We start from the raw sequence: 19,565 nt of genomic DNA on the forward strand, positions 1-19,565 counted from the left end.
CCCGCCGCATCGGCGGGCCGGCTCGCCCCGCCGCGCGGCCGGATCGAGAAACGCCGGCCCGCATGGCTGTCGGTGCCGCTGCGCTTCCTGCTTCCGGTGCTGATCTTCGCCGGCTGGTGGATCGGGTCGGCGACCGGCGCGCTGTCGCCGGAGGTGCTGGCCGGCCCGCCGAAGGTCTGGTCGGCGTTCACCGAACTGGTGAACAACGGACAGCTGGTCGATTTCGCGCTCGCCTCCTTCGTCCGCGCCGGCCTCGGGGTGCTGCTCGGCGTCTCGGCCGGGCTGCTGCTCGGCTTGGTGGCCGGATTGTCCGGCCTCGGTGAGGAATTGGTCGATTCGACGATGCAGATCGTGCGCGCCGTCCCGTTCCTCGCGCTGGTGCCGTTGTTCATCGCCTGGTTCGGCATCGACGAGTTGTACAAGGTGCTGCTCATCGCCGTCGCCACCGTCGCGCCCATGTACGCCTACACCTATCTCGGCGTGCGCAATGTGGACCGCAAGGTGGTGGAGGCCGCCCGCGGCTTCGGGCTGACCGGGCCGCGCCTGGTGCTGGAGGTGATCCTGCCCTCGGCATTGCCCGGCATCCTGATGGCGCTGCGGGTCTGCCTTTCCATCAGTATCACCGGCCTGATCGCGGCCGAACAGGTGGGCACCAGCAAGGGCGTCGGATATCTGGTCACCCTCGCGCAGGAATACAACCGCACCGACTACATGGTGCTGTGCGTCGTGCTCTACGCGGTCCTGGGCCTGATCTTCGACGGCGCGGTGCGGCTGGTCGAGCGCTTCGCGATGCCGTGGCGCGGGCAGGTGGCGATCCGATGACCGCCGTGGACGAAACACGCACCGGCGCACCGCTGGCCGTGCACCTCTCCGGGCTGCGAAAAGCGTTCGGCGACACAGTCGTTCTCGACGGGGTGGAGCTGAGCATCCGCCGCGGTGAGTTCGTGGTGCTGCTCGGCCCCAGCGGCACCGGAAAGACGACGCTGCTGCGGTTGCTCACCGGCCTGGAGGTCCCGGATGCGGGCGATGTGCTGGTTCCCGCGGTCCGCACCACCGTCTACCAGGAGCCTCGGCTCATCCCGTCCAAACGGGTCCTGGCGAATGTGATTGTCGGGCAACGCCGTTCCAAGCCGGTCCGGGAGGCGGGCCTGCGTGCCCTGGCCGAGGTCGGACTCGACGGGAAGGCACGGCAGTGGCCGGCCACCCTGTCCGGCGGCGAAGCTCAGCGCGCCGCTCTCGCCCGCGCACTGGTCCGGGAGCCCGAACTGCTGCTGCTGGACGAACCGTTCGCCGCACTCGACGCCCTGACCCGGTTGCAGATGCAGGACCTCGTCGGCGACCTGGTGCAGCGGCATCGCCCAGCGGTGCTGATGGTGACCCACGACGTGGACGAGGCGGTCCGGCTGGCCGACCGGATCCTCGTGCTGAACCGGGGCCGCTTCGCCGTCGACATCGATATCGACCTGCCCCGGCCGCGCGACCGGACCGACCCCGCCGCCCTGCGCTACCAGGCGGCTCTGCTCGCCGAACTCGGCGTCGGGCACACCCGTCCATCGAATTCCCCGAACTCACGGAGCATTTCATGACCGACACCCTCTGGTACACCCGCTGCCCCGTCCCGACGGCCAGCGGTCTGGCGCACAGCCTGGGCTGGCTCGGGGAAACCGCGCAGCGTAGCGGCCTCACCTTCGGCGTCCTGCAGGACGCCGGGCCCGAACTGGCCGGATTCCACTTCGACCACGCGCTGCCCGGCCTGGTGCGCGAAGGCGGCAACGTGCCCGCGTTGGCCGCCCGCGCCGCGGGCTCGCCCACCCGGCTGATCGGCCTGACCTGGATCGACGAATCGCAGGCCATCCTGGTCGGCCCGGATTCACCGGTCGCCACCCCGGCCGAGCTGGCCGGTCTGCGCATCGGTGTTCCGGCATGGGCACAGGATCAGGCCCGCAGCTTCCCGCGGGCCATGGCGTTGCACGGCTTCGGCAATGCCCTGCGGCTGGGCGGTCTGACCTTCGCCGACGTCACCGTGGTCGAACTCGGCGTGGAACGAGATCCACAGGTGCGCACCGATGTTCAGCAGCGGACCGGCCGCGTCACCTGGGGCGCGGAGGAACTGCTGCGCGGCGAGGTCGACGCGATCTACGTCAAGGGCGCACGCGCCCAGGAGGTGGCCGCCGAGCACGGCCTGCGGGTGGCCGTCGACCTCGACGCCACCGACAGCAAGCGGCTGCGCGTCAACAACGGCACCCCGCGGCCCATCACCGTGCATCAGCACCTGCTCGACACCCGGCCCGAGGTGGTGATCGACTTCGTCGCGCAGAGTCTGCGCGCCGCCGACTGGGCCGCCGGCAATCTCGACGGCGTCCGCGCGGTACTGCAACGCGAAACCCTGTCCGGCCCCGACGGTGTCGTGGCCGCCTACGGCGGGGACTTCCACCGCGGCCTGCATCCCAGCCTGGACGACGAACGGCTCGAACTCCTGGGCGTGCAGAAACAGTTCCTCTACACCCACGGCTTCCTCGCCGCCGACTTCGACCTCGACTCGTGGGTCGCGCCGGAACCCCTGGCCCGAGCACGGGAGCTGGTCGCGGCCGGACGGGCGGCGGCATGACCGAGTATCTGTGGCGGCTGCCCAGCCGCGGTGACGGCCGCCGCGCACGTCCGGAACTGCGGCATCGCGGTGGCTTCGGCGCCCCGGCGCCCACCCCGGCGAGCGGGCACACCGGTAATCGCGTGCCCGATCGCGAACCCACCGATGTTCGGCCCGGCCGCTTCGGCCCCTTCGACGACCTGCACCAGGTGATCGACGCCGCCGAACTGGCCGGACTCGACGGGGTCCTCGCACCCTACGATCCGCTCGGCGAGGAATCGTGGATCGTCGCCGGCGGCGCGCTGCGTGCCACCCGGCACAGCCGGGTGATCGTCGAATTCCAGCCCGCCTTCGGCACTCCCGTCTACGCGGCGAAGGTGTCGGTCACCTTGCAGCGCCTGTCGGCGGGGCGGCTGGGCTGGCGCCTGGCGGTCGACACCGACGACGCGGAGGCGTGCTCGCGCGGCGACCGGGTGTCCGGTGCCGACCGCTACCGTCGCGCCGCGGAATTCCTCACCGTCGCACGCGGTGTGTGGAACCGGGAACCGGTGCCGGCGGCCGGGTTCCAGGGCACCGGATTCGATTTCGCGGGCGACTACTACGACGTGATCGACGGCGGTTTCCGCGGTGTGCTGTCGGGCCTGCCCTTCCCGACCGTCTACCTGTCCGGCACCTCGCCCGAGGCCCTGGACCTTTCGGCGCGGCACGGGGATGTGCACGTGTTCACCGAATCCCCCGACGGCCCGGGCGAACAGCTGGCCGCGCTGCGCGCCCGCACCGGCGAGACCGGCCGCACCGTGCGCGCCGGACTCGAGCTCCCGGTCATCGCGCGCGAGACCGAGGAGGAAGCCTGGGCGCGAGCGGAACGGCAATGGCGTGAGGTGCGCCCGGACGGGCCGGGCGCGCGATCGCTGGCGCTGGGCGACGGCCGCTGGGCCGGATTCGACCTGCTCGGGTATCCGCAGGCCATCGGTCTGGTCGGCAGTTACGAGCAGGTGGCCCGGCAGTTGCAGGTCTATGCCGCAACGGGTTTCGACACCCTCGTGCTGTCCGGGCACCCGTATATCGAGGAGATACACCGCGCCGGCGAGCACCTGCTGTTCCTGGCCGATCCGGCCGGACGCACCCTGAAGGAGGTCGCGCTGTGACGATCGATATCTACTGGCGCATCGGTATGGAAGGCGACCACGCCTCGCTGCGCACGCCGCGCCGCTACAACCGGGGCAACGCCGCCGGCTACGGTCCGGGCAATATCGCCCCGGCCGTGCGCGGTGGTGAACTCGACGGCTACAGCTATATCGATCACGTCGCCGCCGTCGCGCGAGCGAGCGAATCCGCCGGATTCCTGGGCGGGCTCCTGCCCTCGTTCCCGGTCACCGAGGATCCGTGGGCCTTCGCCGCCGCCCTGGCCCGCGAGACCACCACCTACCGCTTCATGGTCGCCTTCCAGCCGGGCTTCCTGCACCCCGTGCAGGCCGCGCGCATGTCGGCCAGTCTGCAGCGCGCCACCGGCGGGCGGCTCGTCTACAACATCATCAGCGGTGGCGGCGGTCCGGCCCAATTGTGGTGGGGCGACAAGGTTTCTCACGACGACCGCTACGCCCGCACCAGCGAATTCCTGGATGTGCTGCGCGGGGTGTGGGACGGGCGCCCGTACACCCACGACGGCCGGTTCTTCCACACCGAGGCCGCCGCCCTGCCGCCGGGCCTGGCCGGGCAACCGTTCCCGGAGGTGTACTTCTCCGGGTCCTCCGGCGCCGCGGTGCAGGCCGCCGGACGCCACGCCGACTACTACCTGTCCTGGCTGGAGCCCTTCGGCGACCTGCGCGCCAAATTCGACGGCGTGCGCGCCCACGCCGAAAAGATCGGCCGCACACCGAAATTCGCGGTCCGGATCGACATCCTGGCCCGGCATACCGAAGAGGCGGCCTGGGAGGAGATCCGCAAGGGCTGGGCCTTCGTCGACCGCGAGGCCGCCAACCGCGCCGCCCAGGGCGATTCGGTGGGAGCGGCGCGGATCAAGGGCTGGGTCCCCGAAACCATCACCGGCTACCGGGATCTCGAGGTGCAACCCAACGTCTGGTGCGGATTCAGCCTGATCCGCGGCGGACCCGCCTTCGGGCTGGTCGGCAGCTACGAACAGGTCGCCCAGCGCCTCGACGAGCTGATCGACCTCGGGGTCGACGCCTTCATCCTCGCCGGCAACCCGCATCTGGAAGAGGCCTACCGGGTCGGCGAGGAAGTGCTGCCGCTGCTCGGCCGAACCCGCCTGACCGCACCCGATGCCACCCCCGCACTGACGCCCGCCCACTAGGAGAATCGTGACCACCACCGAAATCCGGCTCGACGACACCGTCACCGCATTCGTCGCCGCCGCCACCCGCGACGCCGAGAAGGCGTTCCGGGTGTTCCGCGAAACCGGCACCGTCGCCGGCAACGGGACCGTCAACTTCGTCGAACGCGTCCCCGGCACGGAGATCGCGGTCGCGCTCAACGAGCCCGGGCCCTGGGCCGACGACCGCACCGTGCGACCGGTCGTCGCGACGTTCGACGGAGAGGTGCTGTCGGGCGCCGGTTCCGCGGGATTCGTCACCGGCTACGCGGCGGTCTTCCGCGCACACCCGGAAATCACCTCCGTCGTGCACGTGCACAGCCCGTGGCTGGGCGGCTGGGCGCAGACCCACCGCACCTTCCCGATCCGCTACGCCGCCGTGCAACGGCTGACGCTGTCGCGAGAGATCCCGCCGCACATCGACCGCAGCATCGGCGCGGGCGAGTTCATCCTCGATCAGCTGGACCGCGACCCCGATCTCATCGCCATCTTCGAGGCCAACGGCGGCGCGAATGTCATCGGCCGGGCCGGACTGCTGGACCTGGCGAAGCTGGTCGTCTTGCTGGAGGAGGGCGCGCAGTACCAGGCGATCGCCGAAACCCTCGGCGGCTCCGTCGAATTCGACAAGTCCAATCTGGCGGTGCAGTGGGGGCGCACCGGGCTGGCGGACGAGGCTCGCCGCCGCGGACTGATCTGACCCCTACTTCCGTACTTTCCCGAGGAGCATCCCCATGAGTGTTCGTGTCGGCTATTTTCCGCACAACAATTCGCTGTTCGTCCTGCGCCACCGCGGCATCCTGGAACGCGCGCTGCCCGACGTGGAATGGGTGGACCTGCGCGACCTGCCGCAGCCGCCCCGCGCCGACGTGAAAACCGCACTGCCGTCGCTGCATTCGGACTACCTGTTCGACGCGGGCGGCTACGACTTCATCGGCACCGGCTTCACGCCGCCGATCACCGCGCTCGGCAACGACCGCGACATCGTCTACGTCGGCATCTCCGGCCCGCGCATCGAGAACGGCCGGCTGGTCACCAAGGCCGGCAACGGCATCGAATCCGTGGCCGATCTGAAAGGTAAACGAGTCGGCATCGCCCACGGCTCCTGGCAGACCACGCTGCTGCTGTTCGCCCTGGAGCGCTCGGGCCTGGGCTGGAACGATATCGAACCGGTGGACACCGACGTGCACGACGGCGGCGCCCTGCTGCTCGACGGCACCCTCGACGCCTGGGTCGGCGCCTATCCCGGCCTCACCGCCGTGGAGGCCGCCACCCCGCTGCACACCCTCGTCGACACCGAATCCGTCTTCAGCCACCCCTCACTGTGGTTCACCCGCCGCGACTTCGCCGAAGCCAACCGCCCGGCGCTGGAAGCGATCACCACCGCCCTGCGGGAATCCGACGCCTGGATCGCCGAAAACCCCCGCGCCGCAGCACAATACTTCGTCGACGACATCGTCGCCCGCGGCGGCACCGCGGACCTCGACGCCTGGGAAGCCGCCCTGCGCGGCCGCCCGTTCGGCCTCGGCCCGGTCACCGAGCAATTCCTCGACGAGCAACAGCACGCGGCCGACCTGCTGCATGCGAACGGTTTGCTGCCCAAGAAGATTCGGGTGCGAGACGCGGTCGATCCGGCGATCGCGGAGTTCCTCACCGCGCACGAACCGGCACCCGCCGGCTGAGGGAGTCGCCCGGACGGGCCGCCGGTGCACGCCGGCGGTCCGGTGGCCGTGCGTGCGCGGCGCACGCACCGGCCGGCGCGGTTGTTTGGCCCCGGAAGAGGCGGGTATCGCGGCTGGCGGCACCGGGAAGCCGGTCGCCGACAACAGTTGCCCACCCGCGACCGGAATGAGTGTGCGCATGACCGTGACCTGGACGCCCGCCGTTGTTCCCGCCGAGCACCGGACCCATCCGGATCCGCACCTCACGGCAGCCGAGGAGAAGCTGCCGGGCTGGCAGCGCGGGCAGGTGGCGTGGTTCAACGGCGAGAAGGGGTTCGGCTACCTCACCAGCGCCTCCGGTGATGCGGTATTCGTCGACTATCGCACGATCGACATGCCGGGATACAAAACCCTCAGCCCCGGGCAAGCGGTGGTCTTCACCGTGACCCACACCTGCGGCGGACCCGAGGCCACGCAGGTCCTCCCCTACCCGCAGGCCCGCGACGAATTCTGAGCACGGGTCGCGCGAATACCTCGGCCGTGACGGGGTATCGGCCAGATGTCGGCTGCCGCCGGCCAGACCCGACCGTCACGACGAAAGCGACAGATGTGAAAGCCGAACGCCTGGTCGAGGAATCGTTCGAGCTGGTCGCCCGCGCCCGGCGCGCCCGCGTCTTCCATCCGCGCGGACTCTGGTTCAGTGGGCGCCTGCGCCCCGCCCCGGCCTTCGAGAGGTATTTCGGGGACGGAGAACGCGACGTCGAGGTGCGCCTGTCCAAAGCCCTCGGCCTGCCGGGACGGCTGCCGGACGCCGTGGGGATCGGGCTGCGCGTGCGGACGCCCGGCGGGCGCTGGGACCTCGCTCTGGCGTCCACACCCACCGGCACCCTGACCCGATTCTTCGCGATCCCCGTCCCGTCGTGGCGCCACGCGACCTACGGGACGCTCATGGCCTACCGGTTCGACGGCGGCGCACCGCAGTGGATATTCGCCCGGCCGGACGGCGATCAACCTGCCGACGCCTCCCTGGCTACGCTGCGCGAATACACGACCGCCCACGGCCTCGGTTTCACGCTGACGGTCGGGCGACTGAACGGGCCCGAAGAACCGTTCGCGAATCTGCGGCTCACCGCCGAAACCATCGCCCCGCCTCCCGAGGACGCCGTCGACCCGACCCTGCACCATCCGCCCGGTGTCGCCCTGGCCCCGCGGTTCATCACTCGTATCCGGCGCAGCGCCTACCGGGGCAGCCGCGAAGGCCGCGGCGCCGAACCGGCGCGGTAGCCGGTCGCCCCGCCACCCGCACCGGGGCGGCCGGCGTCGAAACCCCTGCGGCGCCGGGGATCTCGTCGTCCGGTCAGGCGGCGGGGCGTGGCGGGTCGGCCGACAGCCCCATGACGTCGTTCCACCACGAATCCAGGGGGCTGGGGTCCGGCCAGCTCACCGCGGCCGGCTGCTCGGCGGGCATCGCGGCCACGGCTTCATCGTCGACGAATACGGAATCTCTGTTACTCGGCATGCGGCTCACTCCTCGTTCCCCCAAGATCACAGCTGACTACCGAAAACCCCGATCGCGGCCTGCCAAACCACTTTTTCATCACACGTGGGAGACCGTAGGGTTGCCGTCACAGGCCAGTGAACTCTTTTCCGACCGGCGAGGAGCAGAATTGCCGAATTTGACCGTCCGCCGTGTAGTCACCGCCGCCGCGGTCTCGGCCGCCGGACTCGCGGCACTGGCGCCGAGCGCAGCTGCCCAGCCCAGCATCTACCACCCGGTGATCACACCGTGCAGCCAGCAGTTCCGTACCCCCCTGGAACCGCCGCGACCGGGCGCCGAGGTGTACTGGAGTCCGTTCGGCACCGCCGGCATCGTCTGCTACGACGACGGCACCGGGATGGAGCACTACTACCAGCGCGATCCCGCCGGCCGCTGGCACGACATCAACGAACTGCTGCCGGGCCAGCACTTCTACGAGATTTTCACCTCCACCGTGCCGGACCAGGCCACCTGGGGATGAGCGGAGCCGCTGCTAGGACTCGAGCCGGATCGCGCGCAGCGCGAGGTACAGCTCGGCGGCGGATTTCGGGTCCGAGCAGCGCCGCCCGGTCAAGGTCTCGATGCGGCGCAAACGCTGGTGGATCGTGTTGCGGTGGTAGTTGAGACGTTGCGCCACTTCGGTATTGGACCCGCCGCAGTCGAACCACAGATCGAGAGTGTCGAGCAGGGTGTCGCGGTCTTCACAGGGCAGCTCGAGCACGGCCCCGAGGATGTCGTGGGCGAGTCCGCGTGCCGCGTCCGGCGCATGGGCCAGCACCAGGGGCACCGATGCGCTGCCGTAGCTGACGACGGCCGAGGTGCCGGGCCGGGCACAGCGCGCGGCGAGTTCTGCCTCGCGCACGGCCGCACCGGTACCCGTCACGGCGGAGAAGGCGCGGCTGACGCCGACCCGGCCGGCCGCGATCTGCCGGAGCCGGGCCAGCGACGATTCCAGCGCGCGCGGACTGCCGAGGCTGATCAGCCCGACGCTGGTTGCCCCATCCCGCAGCCACACCGAATTCACATAGGCGACGCGCAGCCGGCGTTCGGCGCCCGGGAGCGGATCGACGGTGGGGACACCGGAGTCGGCGTGGACCGCGACGAACAGACCGGTCCGGGGCAGATGCAGGGTCCGGCCGATCTCCGATATCGCCGCCGCGTCGATCTCCCCGTGGAACAGCGCGTCCAGTAGTGCGCGGCGATCGGCGTCGGCGCGGGCCGCGCGATCGGCCAGATAGCCGGTGTAGGCGTTGGCGGCGGCACTCGAATAGTCGTCGATCAGCCGCAGGATCTCCGAACCCAGCGCCGGCAGCACGACATCGCCACCGGCGGTAGCGAGCGAGCGTTCCCAGATCAGGCGGCCGGCCAGCCGATAGGCGTGCAGGAGCGCCGCCAGCGGAACCCCGAGTTCGGCCTTGGTGCGGCCGACGTCGGCGGCGGCACGCAACCGCCGCCCGCCCACACCGGCGAGCTGACCGAGTACCGCGGCCAGATTGTCGTGCACGGCCGCGCGCAGCAGCGCCTCCGGCACGGCGGTGACCTCCGCGTAGGCGTGGTCTCCGGTGCGGATGCGCCCGACCAGTTCGCTCGTGAGGTCGTCGACCCCCTCGAGCAAGGTGCGGGCGACCGCTCCGGACCCGTCCGCGGCCGGTTCGATCAGGGTTGGCATGAGTCGATGGTACGAAAGCCGGCGGCCCGTGATGTGTGCTGGAGCACACTGGCCACCACCGAACCGACGACTCGGGCACATGGTGAGGGCGGGGCCTCGGCCTGCACCATCGACTTCGACAGTGATCTGGGCCATATCGGCCCGCATTCGTAGCGAATCGAAGTGAGGTGCCGTCGTGTACGACTACGTCGTCGTAGGCGCGGGTTCGGCCGGCTGTGTACTGGCTGCCCGGTTGTCCGAGAATCCCGAGGTCCAGGTCGCCCTGATCGAGGCCGGGCCGCGCGACACCGCCGAGGAGATCCACATTCCGGTGGCGTTCCCGGCTCTGTTCAAGGGACCGCTGGACTGGGATCTCGACACCGAACCCGAGGCGGGCCTCTACGGGCGCCGCGCCTATCTGCCCCGCGGCCGCATGCTCGGTGGTTCCGGCTCGATGAACGCGATGATCTACATCCGCGGCGCGCGGGCCGACTACGACGGCTGGGCTGCCGCCGGCGCCGAGGGCTGGAGCTACGACGAGGTCCTGCCGTACTTCCTGCGGGCCGAGGACAACGAACGCGGCAAGGACGCCTACCACGGTGTCGGCGGCCCGCTGTCGGTCAGTGACGGCCGCTCCCTCAATCCGCTCGGCGAGGCCTTCCTCGCCGCGGCCGAACAGGCCGGCTACGGCCGCAACGACGACTTCAACGGGGCGACGCAGATCGGCGTGGGCCGCTACCAGCTGACTCAGCGAAACGGTATGCGCTGCAGCGCATCCGTCGCCTACCTGCATCCAGCCCTCGAGCGGCCGAACCTGACCGTCTTCACCGACACCCTCGCGCACAAGGTGGTGTTCGACGGCGACCGGGCGACCGGCGTGCTGATCGGCCGCGGCGCCGAGGCGGAGCTGATCACCGCCCGGCGCGAGGTGGTGCTGTCGGCCGGTGCGTACGGTTCGGCGCACCTGCTGCTGCTGTCCGGTGTCGGCCCCGCCGACGCGATCGCGCCTTTCGGGATCGAGGTGCTGCGCGAGCTCCCGGTCGGGCAGAACCTGCAGGATCACCCGGCGGTGTTCCTGAACTTCCACACCGATCGGGAATCGCTGATGACCGCCCTCTCACCGGAGAATCTCGCGCTGCTGCAGACCGAAGGCCGCGGCCCGCTGACCTCCAATGTCGGCGAGGCGGGCGGCTTCTTCGAAACCCGGCCGGGCCTGGCGGGTCCGGATGTGCAGTTCCATCAGGCGCCCGCGCTGTTCTACGACGAGGGCATGGGACCGGCGGTCGCGCACGGCTTCGGATTCGGCCCCTGCGTGATCAGCCCCACCAGCCGGGGTGAGGTGACGCTGCGCTCGGCCGATCCCGCGACCGCACCACGCATCCGGCACAACTACCTCGACACCGAGGCCGACCGGGCCGCCATGATCGCCGGCTTGCGGATCGGACTCGACCTCGCCGCCCAGCCCGCCCTGCGCGAGGTCACCACCGGCGAATTCAGCGTTCCCGCATCCGATTCCGACGACGATCTGCTCGACTTCGCGCGCCGCACCGCCCAGACGCTCTACCACCCGACCTCGACCTGCGCCATCGGCTCGGTCGTCGACGCGCGGCTGCGGGTGCGGGGACTGGAGGGAGTGCGGGTCGCCGACGCCTCGGTCATGCCGAGCGTCGTACGCGGTAACACCAACGCCCCGACGATCATGATCGCCGAGAAGGCCGCCGATCTGATCGCCGCGGATCACGAAGGGGCGGTGCGATGAGCAGCGCGCTGACCTCCACCGTCGACACGGCGATCGCCGCCTTGCGCGTCGGCGAAAAGACCTGGGCTGCCGCCGATCTGGCGCAGCGCCGGCGGCTGCTCGAGCAACTGCACGCCGCGACCGCGGCATCCGCGCAGGAATGGGTGGACGTCGCCGCCCGCATCAAAGGCCTGGCGGCGGATTCACCGCTGCTGGGTGAGGAGTGGGTGAGCGGACCGTACTCGCTGCTCACCGCCACCACGGCCCTCGCCGAGAGTGTGCGCGCGCTGGAGAACGGGCGCAGCCCGATCGACGGATATCCGATTCGCCCGGCGCCCGGCGGCCGGGTGGCCGTCGACGTGTTCCCGCACGGACTGTTCGATCGGCTGCTGCTCAACGGTTTTCGTGCCGAGGTCTGGTCCCGTCCCGGAGTGGACGCGCGGACATTGCGTGCGCGGGCGGGGCTGGGACAGCGGACACCCGGCGACACCGGCGGCATCGGAGCGGTGCTGGGCGCGGGCAACATCTTTTCGATCGCGCCGCTGGATGTGCTGTACCAGTTGTTCGCCGACAACCGCGTCGTCGCGCTGAAACTCAATCCGATCACCGATCCCCTGCTACCGGTGCTGGAGCGAATCTTCGCGCCGGCGATCGAGCGCGGGCTCGTGCGCATCCTCACCGGCGGCGCCGACGTCGGCGCGGCGCTGGTGAATCACCCCGCGGTGACCGCTGTGCACATGACCGGCAGCGCGGCCACCCACGACGCCATCGTCTGGGGCACCGGAGGCGCCGGCGCGCAGCGCAAGGCGAGCGGAAAACCGTTGCTGGACAAGCCGATCAGCAGCGAACTCGGCGGCGTGTCACCGACGATCGTGGTTCCGGGACGCTGGTCGAACGCGGATCTGCGGTTCCAGGCCGAACATCTGGCGACGCAGCGGCTGCACAACAACGGCTACAACTGTGTCGCCGCGCAAGTGGCCGTCATCAGCGCCGAGTGGCCGCAGAAGCAGCGTTTCCTCGACGAGTTGCGTGCCGCGATCGAGCGGGCGCCCCAGCGGGCGGACTACTACCCCGGCTCCCAGGACCGGGTGGCCGCGGCGCGCACGACCTATCCGCAGGCCCAGGCGATCGGCCCGCGCACCCTGATCGAGGGGCTGGCGCCCACCCGCGGCGAGCCCGCCCTGCACACCGAATATTTCGCGCCGGTCCTCGGCGTGATCGAAATCCCCGGCGCTGCCGCCGGTTTCCTCGCCGAGGCGGTTCGGGTGTGCAACGACGAGTTCGAGGGCACCCTCGGGGTCAATCTGATCGCGCATCCGCGCACCATCCGCCGGCTCGGCAGCGAATTCGACACGGCCGTCGCGGCATTGCGCTACGGCACGGTCGCGGTCAACGCCTGGACCGGGCTGGGGTATCTGACCGCACGGGCCACCTGGGGCGCCTTCCCCGGCCATACCCTCGACGATATCCAGAGCGGTATCGGTGTCGTGCACAACGCCCTGCTGATACCCGAGCCCGAGCGCACGGTGGTGTACGGACCGTTCCGGCCCGCGCCGCGGTCGATCGCCCACGGCGAGTTCACGCTCTCGCCGAAACCGCCGTGGTTCGTCACCAACCGCACCGGCGCCACGACCCTGCGCCGGCTCACCGGATTCGCGGCGAAGCCCGGATTCGCCTCGCTGCCGGGCATTTTCGCCTCCGCGCTGCGCGGCTAGCACTACCGTCCCGTCCCTGGCGGCAACATCGCGCGAAACCGGCCCGCCGCGGGAGGGCGGCGGGCCGGACGTTCGATGACGAGGCCGCTGCGCGGCGGCCGGTTCAGCGGGTGGCGATGATCGCCGAACCGTGGCCGAACAGGCCCTGGTTCACCGCGATACCGGCGCGGGCGTTCTCCACCTGCCGACCGTCGGCCTGGCCGCGCAACTGCCAGGTGAGTTCGCAGATCTGGGCGATCGCCTGCGCCGGGATGGCCTCACCGAAGCAGGCCAGGCCACCGCTGGGGTTGACCGGCACGCGGCCACCCAAAGTGGTCGCGCCGCTGCGCAACAGCTCCTCGGCGCCGCCGATCTCGCACAGCCCGATGTCTTCGTACCAGTCCAGCTCCAGCGCGGTGGACAGGTCGTAGACCTCCGCGAAGGACAGATCGGCGGGGCCGAGTCCGGCCTCCTCGTAGGCGGCATCCGCGATCGCGGAACGGAACGACCGCGAGGGCGTGTCGAAGGCCACGGCGGAGTCGGTCGCGAAATCCGGCAGATCGAGCACCGTTTTCGGGAAGGTCGGCGTGACCGTCGACAGCGCCCGGATGCGGACCGGATCGGTAATGCCGTGGCGGCGGGCGTAATCCATCGACGTCAGCACCAGCGCGGCGCCGCCGTCGCTGGTGGCGCAGATGTCGAGCAGCCGCAACGGATCCGAGACGATCGCCGACGCCGCGACCTCCTCGGCCGCCACCTCCTTGCGGTAGCGGGCGTAGGGGTTGTTCAGGCCGTGCTTGGCGTTCTTGACCTTGACGGCGGCGAAATCGTCGAGCGTGGCCCCGTGCAACGCCATCCGCCGGCGCGCGTACAACGCGAAATAGATGGGATTGGTGGCGCCGAGCAGGTGGAAGCGCAACCAGTCCGGATCGTCGCGGCGTTCACCGCCGACCGGCTGGAAGAACCCCTTCGGGGCGGCATCCGCACCGACCACGAGCGCCACGTCGGTCAGCCCGGCGAGAATCTGGGCGCGCGCGTTGGCGATGGCCTGGGCGCCGGAGGCGCAGGCGGCGTAGCTGCTCGAGATGCGGGCGCCGGACCAGCCGAGCGCCTGGGCGAACGTCGCGCCCGAGACGAATCCCGGGTAGCCGTTGCGGATCGTGTCCGCGCCGGCGATGTAGCCGACGTCGCGGTGGTCGACGCCGGCATCGGCCAGCGCCGCCCGCGCGGCCACCAGGCCGTATTCGACGAAATTGCGTCCCCATTTGCCCCACTGGTGCATACCCGCACCGAGGACGGCGATATCGCGATCGTTGTCAGGCATCGACCGGCCTCCACATCCACACCGTGTGTTCCGCTTCCTCGTCCTCGTACAGCACGCCGAGGGCCAGTTCGACCGGCATGCCGACGGCCAGGTCGTCCACGGTGAGGCCGCGCACGACCTGCCCGAGAATCACCATCTGCTCTTCCTCGAGCTCCACCGCCGCGACGACGTAGGGCTCGAACGGATCCGGCGAGACATAGGGCGCGGGCGGTTTGTAGCGGGCGTCCGCGTACGACCAGATCCGGCCTCGCGTGGAGAACAGGTATTCGGCCAGCTCGGATCCGTCCTTCGGACTCGCACACTGCGGGTTGCGGCAGGCCAGCGTGTTCCGCGGGAAGTACGGTGTGCCGCACACATCGCAGCGACTTCCCTGGAGACGTACCGTGCCGTCGTCCGCAGTGAACCAACCTTCCACGGCGGGGCGTTGTTCTTTCTGCACAGCGCCGACGATATAGGAACACGTTCTATTTTGGCGAGGAAATCCGCTCCGCCGACGCGACCGCGCGAGTACGGTGAGACCGCATCGAGGACGGTCCCCACCCGTGAGCCGATCGGGAGTACGCAGCGCGATGGGCATGAAAATCATTGACCCGCAGTTGATTCGCAACGTGACGATCGTCGGGGAACCTCAGGAGACGAGGGCGCTCATCGGTCGACTGTGCCGCCGGCACGCCGGAAACGGATCCCGCTCAGCGGTCACCGTCGACTGGGTGACCGACCACGTCGAGCACCGGGTTCGCCTCATCGAACTGTCGAGCCACGCGCCCATCGCCGAACTCGAACGGGCCATCCGGACCGCCGACGGGGTGGTCGTGCTGATGAACGCGGCCGCGACGAGCGCTCCACGAGTCGAGGCGCTACTGCGGGTGGCCGACGACCATCAGGTCGCGCGCCTGTGCCTGGTGGGCGGACTCGACGATGCCGCCGCGGACTTCGGCCACTGCGTGCGCACCGTCGCCGCCACGCGCGGAGCGGTGCCGCTGACGCTGCAGATTCCGTTCGGTACCGGCGCCGCATTCCGGGGCGTCATCGATGTGGTGCCGATGTGGGAACTCGAACCCATGGCCGCGGAATTCTTCGGCAGCCACTGGCCGATCGCCGAACAGCGCTACCACGAACTCGTGGACGCGGTACTGGCGCAGGACACCGGGCGGTCCCCCACACCCGGCGCCGGGACGATGGCGGCACACCAGTTGTACGACCGGATCCGCCATCTCACCCGGATCGGCGATGTCGTGCCCGTCCTGTGCGATGCGTCGCCGCACACCGACGACATCGCCGCACTGCTGGACGCGATGGTCCGGTACCTGCCGTCACCGATGCATGTCTGCCAGCCGGAACATGCCCTCGATTGATCAACGACTCGGCGCTGCCGCCGACGCCTCGCGCGGTGGATTCGGCTCGCCGGTAGCGAGCCGAATCCTCACGTTCACCAGCCGGAGCCGGAGCCACCCGAACCGGTGTTGGCGAGGATGGTGCCGATCACCATCTGCAGGATGCCAGCGACTGAGCCAAGAAATTCCACGGTGTCCTCCGACTTTCTCATCGCCGAATGTCCGGCGTAGCCGTGAACCTAACCCAGCAATCTTATGAAAGAAGGACATTTCAGAAAATTCGGTGCGCTCACGCCGGCCCGCGACCGCCTCGAACCCGACGTGAGGACGCCGGACGCCGATACCCTACCGGCCGGGAAAGTCCCATCCGAAACGATCTCCGCCGGTCCGCGACCTTGCGGCAATCGGCGTTTACCGCCTCCGGTCCCGGGTAGCTCGCCAGCGAAGCGACCGGCGAGGAGGACCGGATGAATGTCACCGATGCGGTCAAGGACCGACTGGGCACGGTGGTCACGAAGGCGGTGGGCGCCGTCGCCGGGTACGGCCACCCGCAGTCGGTGACGATCGGCCGCCCGCGCGAGGACGTCGAGCGCCTCTGGCGCGATCCCCACCAGCTGTCGCGGGTGTTCGGGGAGGTGGCCTCGGTGCGCAGCGAGGACGGTCACCGATTCGAGTGGCAGCTGGGTCCGCACGGCAGCGAAACCGCCACGTGGACAACAACGCTGAGCGAAGGCCCGGGAACATTGCGGTTCACCGGCACCGAGTCCGCCGGAGCCGCCCTGCAACTGAACTTCCGCGACGCCCCCCGCGGACTGGGCACCGAAGTCACCCTGTCGGTGCTGGCGCCGATTGCCGACGTCCTCACCGACACCGCCGCATTCGCGGTCCTCTACCGCGCGCGGGCGCTGCTGCAGACCGGCGAGATACCGACCCTCGCCGGCAATCCGAGCGCCCGTGCCACCTCGGACGAATAGGAACGACTCATGCGCGCACTGTGCTGGAACGGGGTCAACGATCTCGCCGTCGAAACCGTGCCCGACCCCTCGGTGGTCAACCCGCACGACGCCGTCGTCGCGGTCCATCTGACCACCACCTGCGGTTCGGATCTGCACTTCATCGACGGCTACCTGCCCGGAATGCGGCACGGCGACGTCTTCGGACACGAATTCGTCGGCGAAATCGTCGATGTCGGGCCGGAGGTCACCCACCGCAAGGCGGGGGATCGTGTCGTGGTCCCCTCCTTCATCGGCTGCGGCTCCTGCTGGTTCTGTGAGCACGAGCTGTGGGCGGCCTGCGACACCACCAATCCGAACGCGCACGTGCAGCGCCCGGTGCTCGGTTATCCGACCGCGGGCATCTACGGCTACACGCATCCCTTCGGCGGATATCAGGGTTCGCACGCCCAATACGTCCGGGTGCCCTTCGCCGACGTGAACTGCTTTCCCGTCCCCGGGGAGATCACCGACGAACAGGCGCTGTTCGTCTCCGACGCCGTGCCCACCGGTCTGATGGGCGCCGAATTCTGCGACATCTCCCCCGGCGACACGGTCGCGATCTGGGGCAGCGGCGGAGTCGGACTGATGGCCGGGCATTCGGCGCGCCTGCTCGGCGCGGATCGCGTGATCGTGATCGACCGCTATCGGGAACGATTGGCGCTGGCGCGCAAGCATTTCGACGCCGAGACCATCGACTACACCGCGGTGGACAGCGTGCAGAACATTCTCGCCGAGATGACCGGCGGCCGCGGCCCCGATGCCTGTATCGACGCGGTCGGCATGGAGGGGCACGGCACCGGGCTGCAGAACGCCTACGACCGCGTCAAACAACTTCTGCGCCTGGAAACCGACCGCGCGACACCGCTGCGCGAGGCGCTGCTGGCGTGCCGCAAGGGCGGTGTGGTGTCGGTGCTCGGCATCTACGGCCTGACCGACAAATTCCCGATGGGCATCGTCACCAACAAGAGCCTCACGATCCGCAGCGCGCAACAGCACGGCCAGCGCTACGTGCGGCGCATCTTCGACTACATCCAGCAGGGCGACCTCGACCCGTCCTACCTGATCACCCATGACCTGCCCCTCGAGGACTCCGTGCGCGGCTACGACATGTTCAAGAACAAACGAGAAGGCTGCGTGCGCGCGATCTTCCGCCCGTGACGGACCGGTGCACGATATGTCCGGCCGCCGCGCGGCCCGAGCCGCAACCCTCTGCGCTCACCCTGCTCAACGACGCTCTCGCGAACTCGATTAGCATTTTCGCCGCGTCACATACGAGCTGAGTGGAGGGTGGGTTTTCATGGCCAAGAAGGTCATCGTCGAGCTGGTGGACGACTACGACGGCAAGTCCGATGCCGACCAGACGGTGCACTTCGGCATCGACGGAGTCGAATACGAGATCGATCTGTCGACCAAGAACGCCGAGAAGCTGCGCAAGATCTTCGAGCAGTGGACCGCGTCCGCCCGCAAGGTCGGCCGAAACCGCAAGGGCGCCGTCAAATCCGGTGCCACCCGCACGACACCGGACCGGGAGCAGACGGCCGCCATCCGGGAATGGGCCCGCAACAACGGCTATGAGATCTCCAGCCGCGGCCGCATCCACAAGGACATCGTCGAGGCATACCACAAGGCCGGCTAGACTCGGTCCGCCCGGTCACGAACCCGCCACTGTCACGGCGCGCGCCATGAGCGCGTCCGCGACGGCCCGGGAACGACGGCCCAGCCCGCATGCGCAGGCGACGCCGTCGACGCGCCGGCCGAGCGCATTCTCGATGGTGTGCAACGTTTTTCGCTGCTCGTCCTCGGTGGGTACGTCGTGGACGAAACCCGCGTAGAAGCGGGTGCCCGCGGGCAGGGACAGATCGGCGAGGGGCGCGTAGAACCGGGCCTCGGCCGCCGGCGGTCTGTCACCCGCGGCGAACGGGACATGAACGTATTCCAGGGTGCGTCCGGCAGGCCATTGCCGCGCAATTGAATTGGCCAGGTCGACGACGGGCCGTGCGGTGCGCAGCGGCGCACCCTTGTTGTGCAGGCTGCCCAGGCACAGGTGCACGCCGAGGCGGGTGCCCTCCGGGGCCGAGGCGGCGAGTGCCGCGATGCCGCGGCCCGAGGCCAGCAGGCGTTCGATCCTCCGATGCGCGGGCTGGGTCAGTGCCATCGCCACCAGCTCCGCGGTGGCCTCCAGCTGGATGACGACGTCGTCCCCGCCCGCCCGTGCGATGGCGGTGATCTCGCGTGCGGTGGCTTCGGTGAACGGCGTGCGCCCGGACCGAATACCCTTGGGCCCCAAGGCGACGAACGCCAGGGTGAGGTCGGTCGGCATGCCGATCTGCACCGCGAGTTCGGGCCGGCCGAGATCGGCACGCACGGCGGAGAAGATCGGCAGCGCCTCGGCGGCTTCCCTGGCATATCCGAGGTCCATCACCTCCCCGGCCGGCGCCCGCCCTCGCGGCAGACGGTACCGGGGGCGATCGCGCCGAGTCCGCCAGTCCCCCGCCCGGGTGACCTCGAGCGCGCCCTGAGCGACGAGATCTTCCAGGATCGGCCGGACGTAGTACTCGTAGCGGCGGGTCTCACCGGTGGGCAGGGTGTGCAGCAGCGGACCGGCACCGGCCGCCATCGCCCGCATCGCCTCATCGGTATTCGTGGCGGGGAAGCTTCCCACGAAATGCACGCTCCGCGAACGCATTACCACATCGTACAAGCCGCGGGGCACACGTT

Annotated in this window: 22 protein-coding genes; 17 read left to right on the top strand and 5 right to left on the bottom strand. The window is 69.8% G+C overall.

Going from position 1 to position 19,565, the window contains the following annotated elements; all coding sequences use genetic code 11:
- The 9 genes from NA3_RS13945 to NA3_RS13985 form a co-directional block, all read left to right on the top strand.
- On the top strand, nt 1-822 hold an 822-nt coding region (locus NA3_RS13945; RefSeq protein ID WP_062964056.1), incomplete at its 5' end, for an ABC transporter permease.
- Nucleotides 819-1,586 carry an ABC transporter ATP-binding protein gene (locus tag NA3_RS13950; RefSeq protein ID WP_062964159.1) on the top strand — a complete coding sequence of 256 codons (768 nt, stop codon included), beginning with the start codon at nt 819-821 and terminating at the stop codon, nt 1,584-1,586. The genes NA3_RS13945 and NA3_RS13950, both read left to right, overlap by 4 nt.
- The gene (locus tag NA3_RS13955; protein ID WP_062964057.1) at nt 1,583-2,608 is read left to right on the top strand and encodes an ABC transporter substrate-binding protein; all 1,026 of its coding nucleotides are present in this window, start codon (nt 1,583-1,585) and stop codon (nt 2,606-2,608) included. Before NA3_RS13950 ends, NA3_RS13955 begins: the two co-directional genes overlap by 4 nt.
- Nucleotides 2,605-3,735, top strand: coding sequence for an LLM class flavin-dependent oxidoreductase (locus tag NA3_RS13960; RefSeq protein WP_062964058.1), 1,131 nt, complete (start codon nt 2,605-2,607; stop codon nt 3,733-3,735). Before NA3_RS13955 ends, NA3_RS13960 begins: the two co-directional genes overlap by 4 nt.
- Nucleotides 3,732-4,901, top strand: a complete 1,170-nt coding sequence (locus NA3_RS13965; protein WP_062964059.1) for an LLM class flavin-dependent oxidoreductase — start codon at nt 3,732-3,734, stop codon at nt 4,899-4,901. The genes NA3_RS13960 and NA3_RS13965 overlap by 4 nt, the downstream gene beginning before the upstream one ends.
- 7 nt (nt 4,902-4,908) lie before the next feature.
- Entirely contained in the window at nt 4,909-5,616 is a 708-nt protein-coding gene (locus tag NA3_RS13970) for a class II aldolase/adducin family protein (protein WP_062964060.1), read from the top strand.
- Between the two features lie 34 nt (nt 5,617-5,650).
- Nucleotides 5,651-6,598: an ABC transporter substrate-binding protein gene (locus NA3_RS13975; protein ID WP_062964061.1), complete on the top strand. Its 948-nt coding sequence runs from the start codon at nt 5,651-5,653 to the stop codon at nt 6,596-6,598.
- 178 nt (nt 6,599-6,776) lie between these two features.
- A complete protein-coding gene (locus NA3_RS13980) occupies nt 6,777-7,091 on the top strand; it encodes a cold shock domain-containing protein (protein WP_084491560.1) in 315 nt (104 codons plus the stop codon).
- A 95-nt stretch (nt 7,092-7,186) separates the two neighbouring features.
- Nucleotides 7,187-7,861, top strand: a complete 675-nt coding sequence (locus NA3_RS13985) for a hypothetical protein (protein ID WP_062964062.1) — start codon at nt 7,187-7,189, stop codon at nt 7,859-7,861.
- Nucleotides 7,862-7,934: 73 nt separating this feature from the next.
- On the opposite strand, the gene NA3_RS36900 is transcribed toward NA3_RS13985, so the two are convergent.
- On the bottom strand, nt 7,935-8,096 hold the full coding sequence (locus tag NA3_RS36900) for a hypothetical protein (RefSeq protein WP_157126556.1): 162 nt from the start codon (nt 8,094-8,096) through the stop codon (nt 7,935-7,937).
- Between the two features lie 148 nt (nt 8,097-8,244).
- On the opposite strand from NA3_RS36900, the gene NA3_RS13990 reads away from it, so the two are divergent.
- Nucleotides 8,245-8,595, top strand: a complete 351-nt coding sequence (locus NA3_RS13990) for a hypothetical protein (RefSeq protein ID WP_227995091.1) — start codon at nt 8,245-8,247, stop codon at nt 8,593-8,595.
- A 12-nt stretch (nt 8,596-8,607) separates the two neighbouring features.
- Here NA3_RS13990 and NA3_RS13995 read toward each other — a convergent pair whose 3' ends face one another.
- Nucleotides 8,608-9,783, bottom strand: coding sequence for a PucR family transcriptional regulator (locus tag NA3_RS13995; protein ID WP_062964063.1), 1,176 nt, complete (start codon nt 9,781-9,783; stop codon nt 8,608-8,610).
- Between the two features lie 6 nt (nt 9,784-9,789).
- Between NA3_RS13995 and NA3_RS36905 the strand changes: the two genes are divergently transcribed.
- Genes NA3_RS36905 through NA3_RS14005 form a run of 3 tightly spaced genes read left to right on the top strand, consistent with a single transcriptional unit; the run spans nt 9,790 to nt 13,215 of the window.
- On the top strand, nt 9,790-9,936 hold the full coding sequence (locus NA3_RS36905) for a hypothetical protein (protein ID WP_157126557.1): 147 nt from the start codon (nt 9,790-9,792) through the stop codon (nt 9,934-9,936).
- Between the two features lie 22 nt (nt 9,937-9,958).
- Nucleotides 9,959-11,521: a GMC family oxidoreductase gene (locus NA3_RS14000; RefSeq protein ID WP_062964064.1), complete on the top strand. Its 1,563-nt coding sequence runs from the start codon at nt 9,959-9,961 to the stop codon at nt 11,519-11,521.
- On the top strand, nt 11,518-13,215 hold the full coding sequence (locus NA3_RS14005) for an aldehyde dehydrogenase family protein (protein ID WP_062964065.1): 1,698 nt from the start codon (nt 11,518-11,520) through the stop codon (nt 13,213-13,215). Before NA3_RS14000 ends, NA3_RS14005 begins: the two co-directional genes overlap by 4 nt.
- A 103-nt stretch (nt 13,216-13,318) precedes the next feature.
- On the opposite strand, the gene NA3_RS14010 is transcribed toward NA3_RS14005, so the two are convergent.
- Both NA3_RS14010 and NA3_RS14015 read right to left on the bottom strand, forming a co-directional pair.
- Nucleotides 13,319-14,518: a lipid-transfer protein gene (locus NA3_RS14010; RefSeq protein ID WP_062964066.1), complete on the bottom strand. Its 1,200-nt coding sequence runs from the start codon at nt 14,516-14,518 to the stop codon at nt 13,319-13,321.
- On the bottom strand, nt 14,511-14,933 hold the full coding sequence (locus NA3_RS14015; RefSeq protein ID WP_062964067.1) for a Zn-ribbon domain-containing OB-fold protein: 423 nt from the start codon (nt 14,931-14,933) through the stop codon (nt 14,511-14,513). Before NA3_RS14015 ends, NA3_RS14010 begins: the two co-directional genes overlap by 8 nt.
- Before the next feature lie 160 nt (nt 14,934-15,093).
- On the opposite strand from NA3_RS14015, the gene NA3_RS14020 reads away from it, so the two are divergent.
- The 4 genes from NA3_RS14020 (at nt 15,094) to NA3_RS14035 (ending at nt 18,483) form a co-directional block, all read left to right on the top strand.
- A complete protein-coding gene (locus NA3_RS14020) occupies nt 15,094-15,873 on the top strand; it encodes a GTP-binding protein (RefSeq protein WP_227995089.1) in 780 nt (259 codons plus the stop codon).
- Nucleotides 15,874-16,319: 446 nt separating this feature from the next.
- On the top strand, nt 16,320-16,826 hold the full coding sequence (locus NA3_RS14025) for an SRPBCC family protein (RefSeq protein ID WP_062964069.1): 507 nt from the start codon (nt 16,320-16,322) through the stop codon (nt 16,824-16,826).
- Between the two features lie 9 nt (nt 16,827-16,835).
- Nucleotides 16,836-18,005, top strand: coding sequence for a zinc-dependent alcohol dehydrogenase (locus NA3_RS14030; RefSeq protein WP_062964070.1), 1,170 nt, complete (start codon nt 16,836-16,838; stop codon nt 18,003-18,005).
- A 139-nt stretch (nt 18,006-18,144) separates the two neighbouring features.
- Entirely contained in the window at nt 18,145-18,483 is a 339-nt protein-coding gene (locus NA3_RS14035) for a histone-like nucleoid-structuring protein Lsr2 (RefSeq protein ID WP_062964071.1), read from the top strand.
- Nucleotides 18,484-18,498: 15 nt separating this feature from the next.
- Here NA3_RS14035 and NA3_RS14040 read toward each other — a convergent pair whose 3' ends face one another.
- Nucleotides 18,499-19,533, bottom strand: coding sequence for a uroporphyrinogen decarboxylase/cobalamine-independent methonine synthase family protein (locus tag NA3_RS14040; protein ID WP_062964072.1), 1,035 nt, complete (start codon nt 19,531-19,533; stop codon nt 18,499-18,501).
- Between the last annotated feature and the right edge of the window lie 32 nt (nt 19,534-19,565).

Origin of the sequence: Nocardia africana NBRC 100379 (assembly GCF_001612635.1) — a bacterium.
GTDB lineage: Bacteria > Actinomycetota > Actinomycetes > Mycobacteriales > Mycobacteriaceae > Nocardia > Nocardia africana.

Coding starts and splice junctions, on each gene's coding strand:
- NA3_RS14010 (WP_062964066.1), bottom strand. CDS start 14,518: ATGCCTGACAACGATCGCGATATCGCCGTCCTCGGTGCGGGTATGCAC.
- NA3_RS13975 (WP_062964061.1), top strand. CDS start 5,651: ATGAGTGTTCGTGTCGGCTATTTTCCGCACAACAATTCGCTGTTCGTC.
- NA3_RS14035 (WP_062964071.1), top strand. CDS start 18,145: ATGGCCAAGAAGGTCATCGTCGAGCTGGTGGACGACTACGACGGCAAG.
- NA3_RS36900 (WP_157126556.1), bottom strand. CDS start 8,096: ATGCCGAGTAACAGAGATTCCGTATTCGTCGACGATGAAGCCGTGGCC.
- NA3_RS14030 (WP_062964070.1), top strand. CDS start 16,836: ATGCGCGCACTGTGCTGGAACGGGGTCAACGATCTCGCCGTCGAAACC.
- NA3_RS36905 (WP_157126557.1), top strand. CDS start 9,790: ATGGTACGAAAGCCGGCGGCCCGTGATGTGTGCTGGAGCACACTGGCC.
- NA3_RS13955 (WP_062964057.1), top strand. CDS start 1,583: ATGACCGACACCCTCTGGTACACCCGCTGCCCCGTCCCGACGGCCAGC.
- NA3_RS13950 (WP_062964159.1), top strand. CDS start 819: ATGACCGCCGTGGACGAAACACGCACCGGCGCACCGCTGGCCGTGCAC.
- NA3_RS14005 (WP_062964065.1), top strand. CDS start 11,518: ATGAGCAGCGCGCTGACCTCCACCGTCGACACGGCGATCGCCGCCTTG.
- NA3_RS14020 (WP_227995089.1), top strand. CDS start 15,094: ATGAAAATCATTGACCCGCAGTTGATTCGCAACGTGACGATCGTCGGG.
- NA3_RS13960 (WP_062964058.1), top strand. CDS start 2,605: ATGACCGAGTATCTGTGGCGGCTGCCCAGCCGCGGTGACGGCCGCCGC.
- NA3_RS14040 (WP_062964072.1), bottom strand. CDS start 19,533: ATGCGTTCGCGGAGCGTGCATTTCGTGGGAAGCTTCCCCGCCACGAAT.
- NA3_RS13995 (WP_062964063.1), bottom strand. CDS start 9,783: ATGCCAACCCTGATCGAACCGGCCGCGGACGGGTCCGGAGCGGTCGCC.
- NA3_RS14025 (WP_062964069.1), top strand. CDS start 16,320: ATGAATGTCACCGATGCGGTCAAGGACCGACTGGGCACGGTGGTCACG.
- NA3_RS13980 (WP_084491560.1), top strand. CDS start 6,777: ATGACCGTGACCTGGACGCCCGCCGTTGTTCCCGCCGAGCACCGGACC.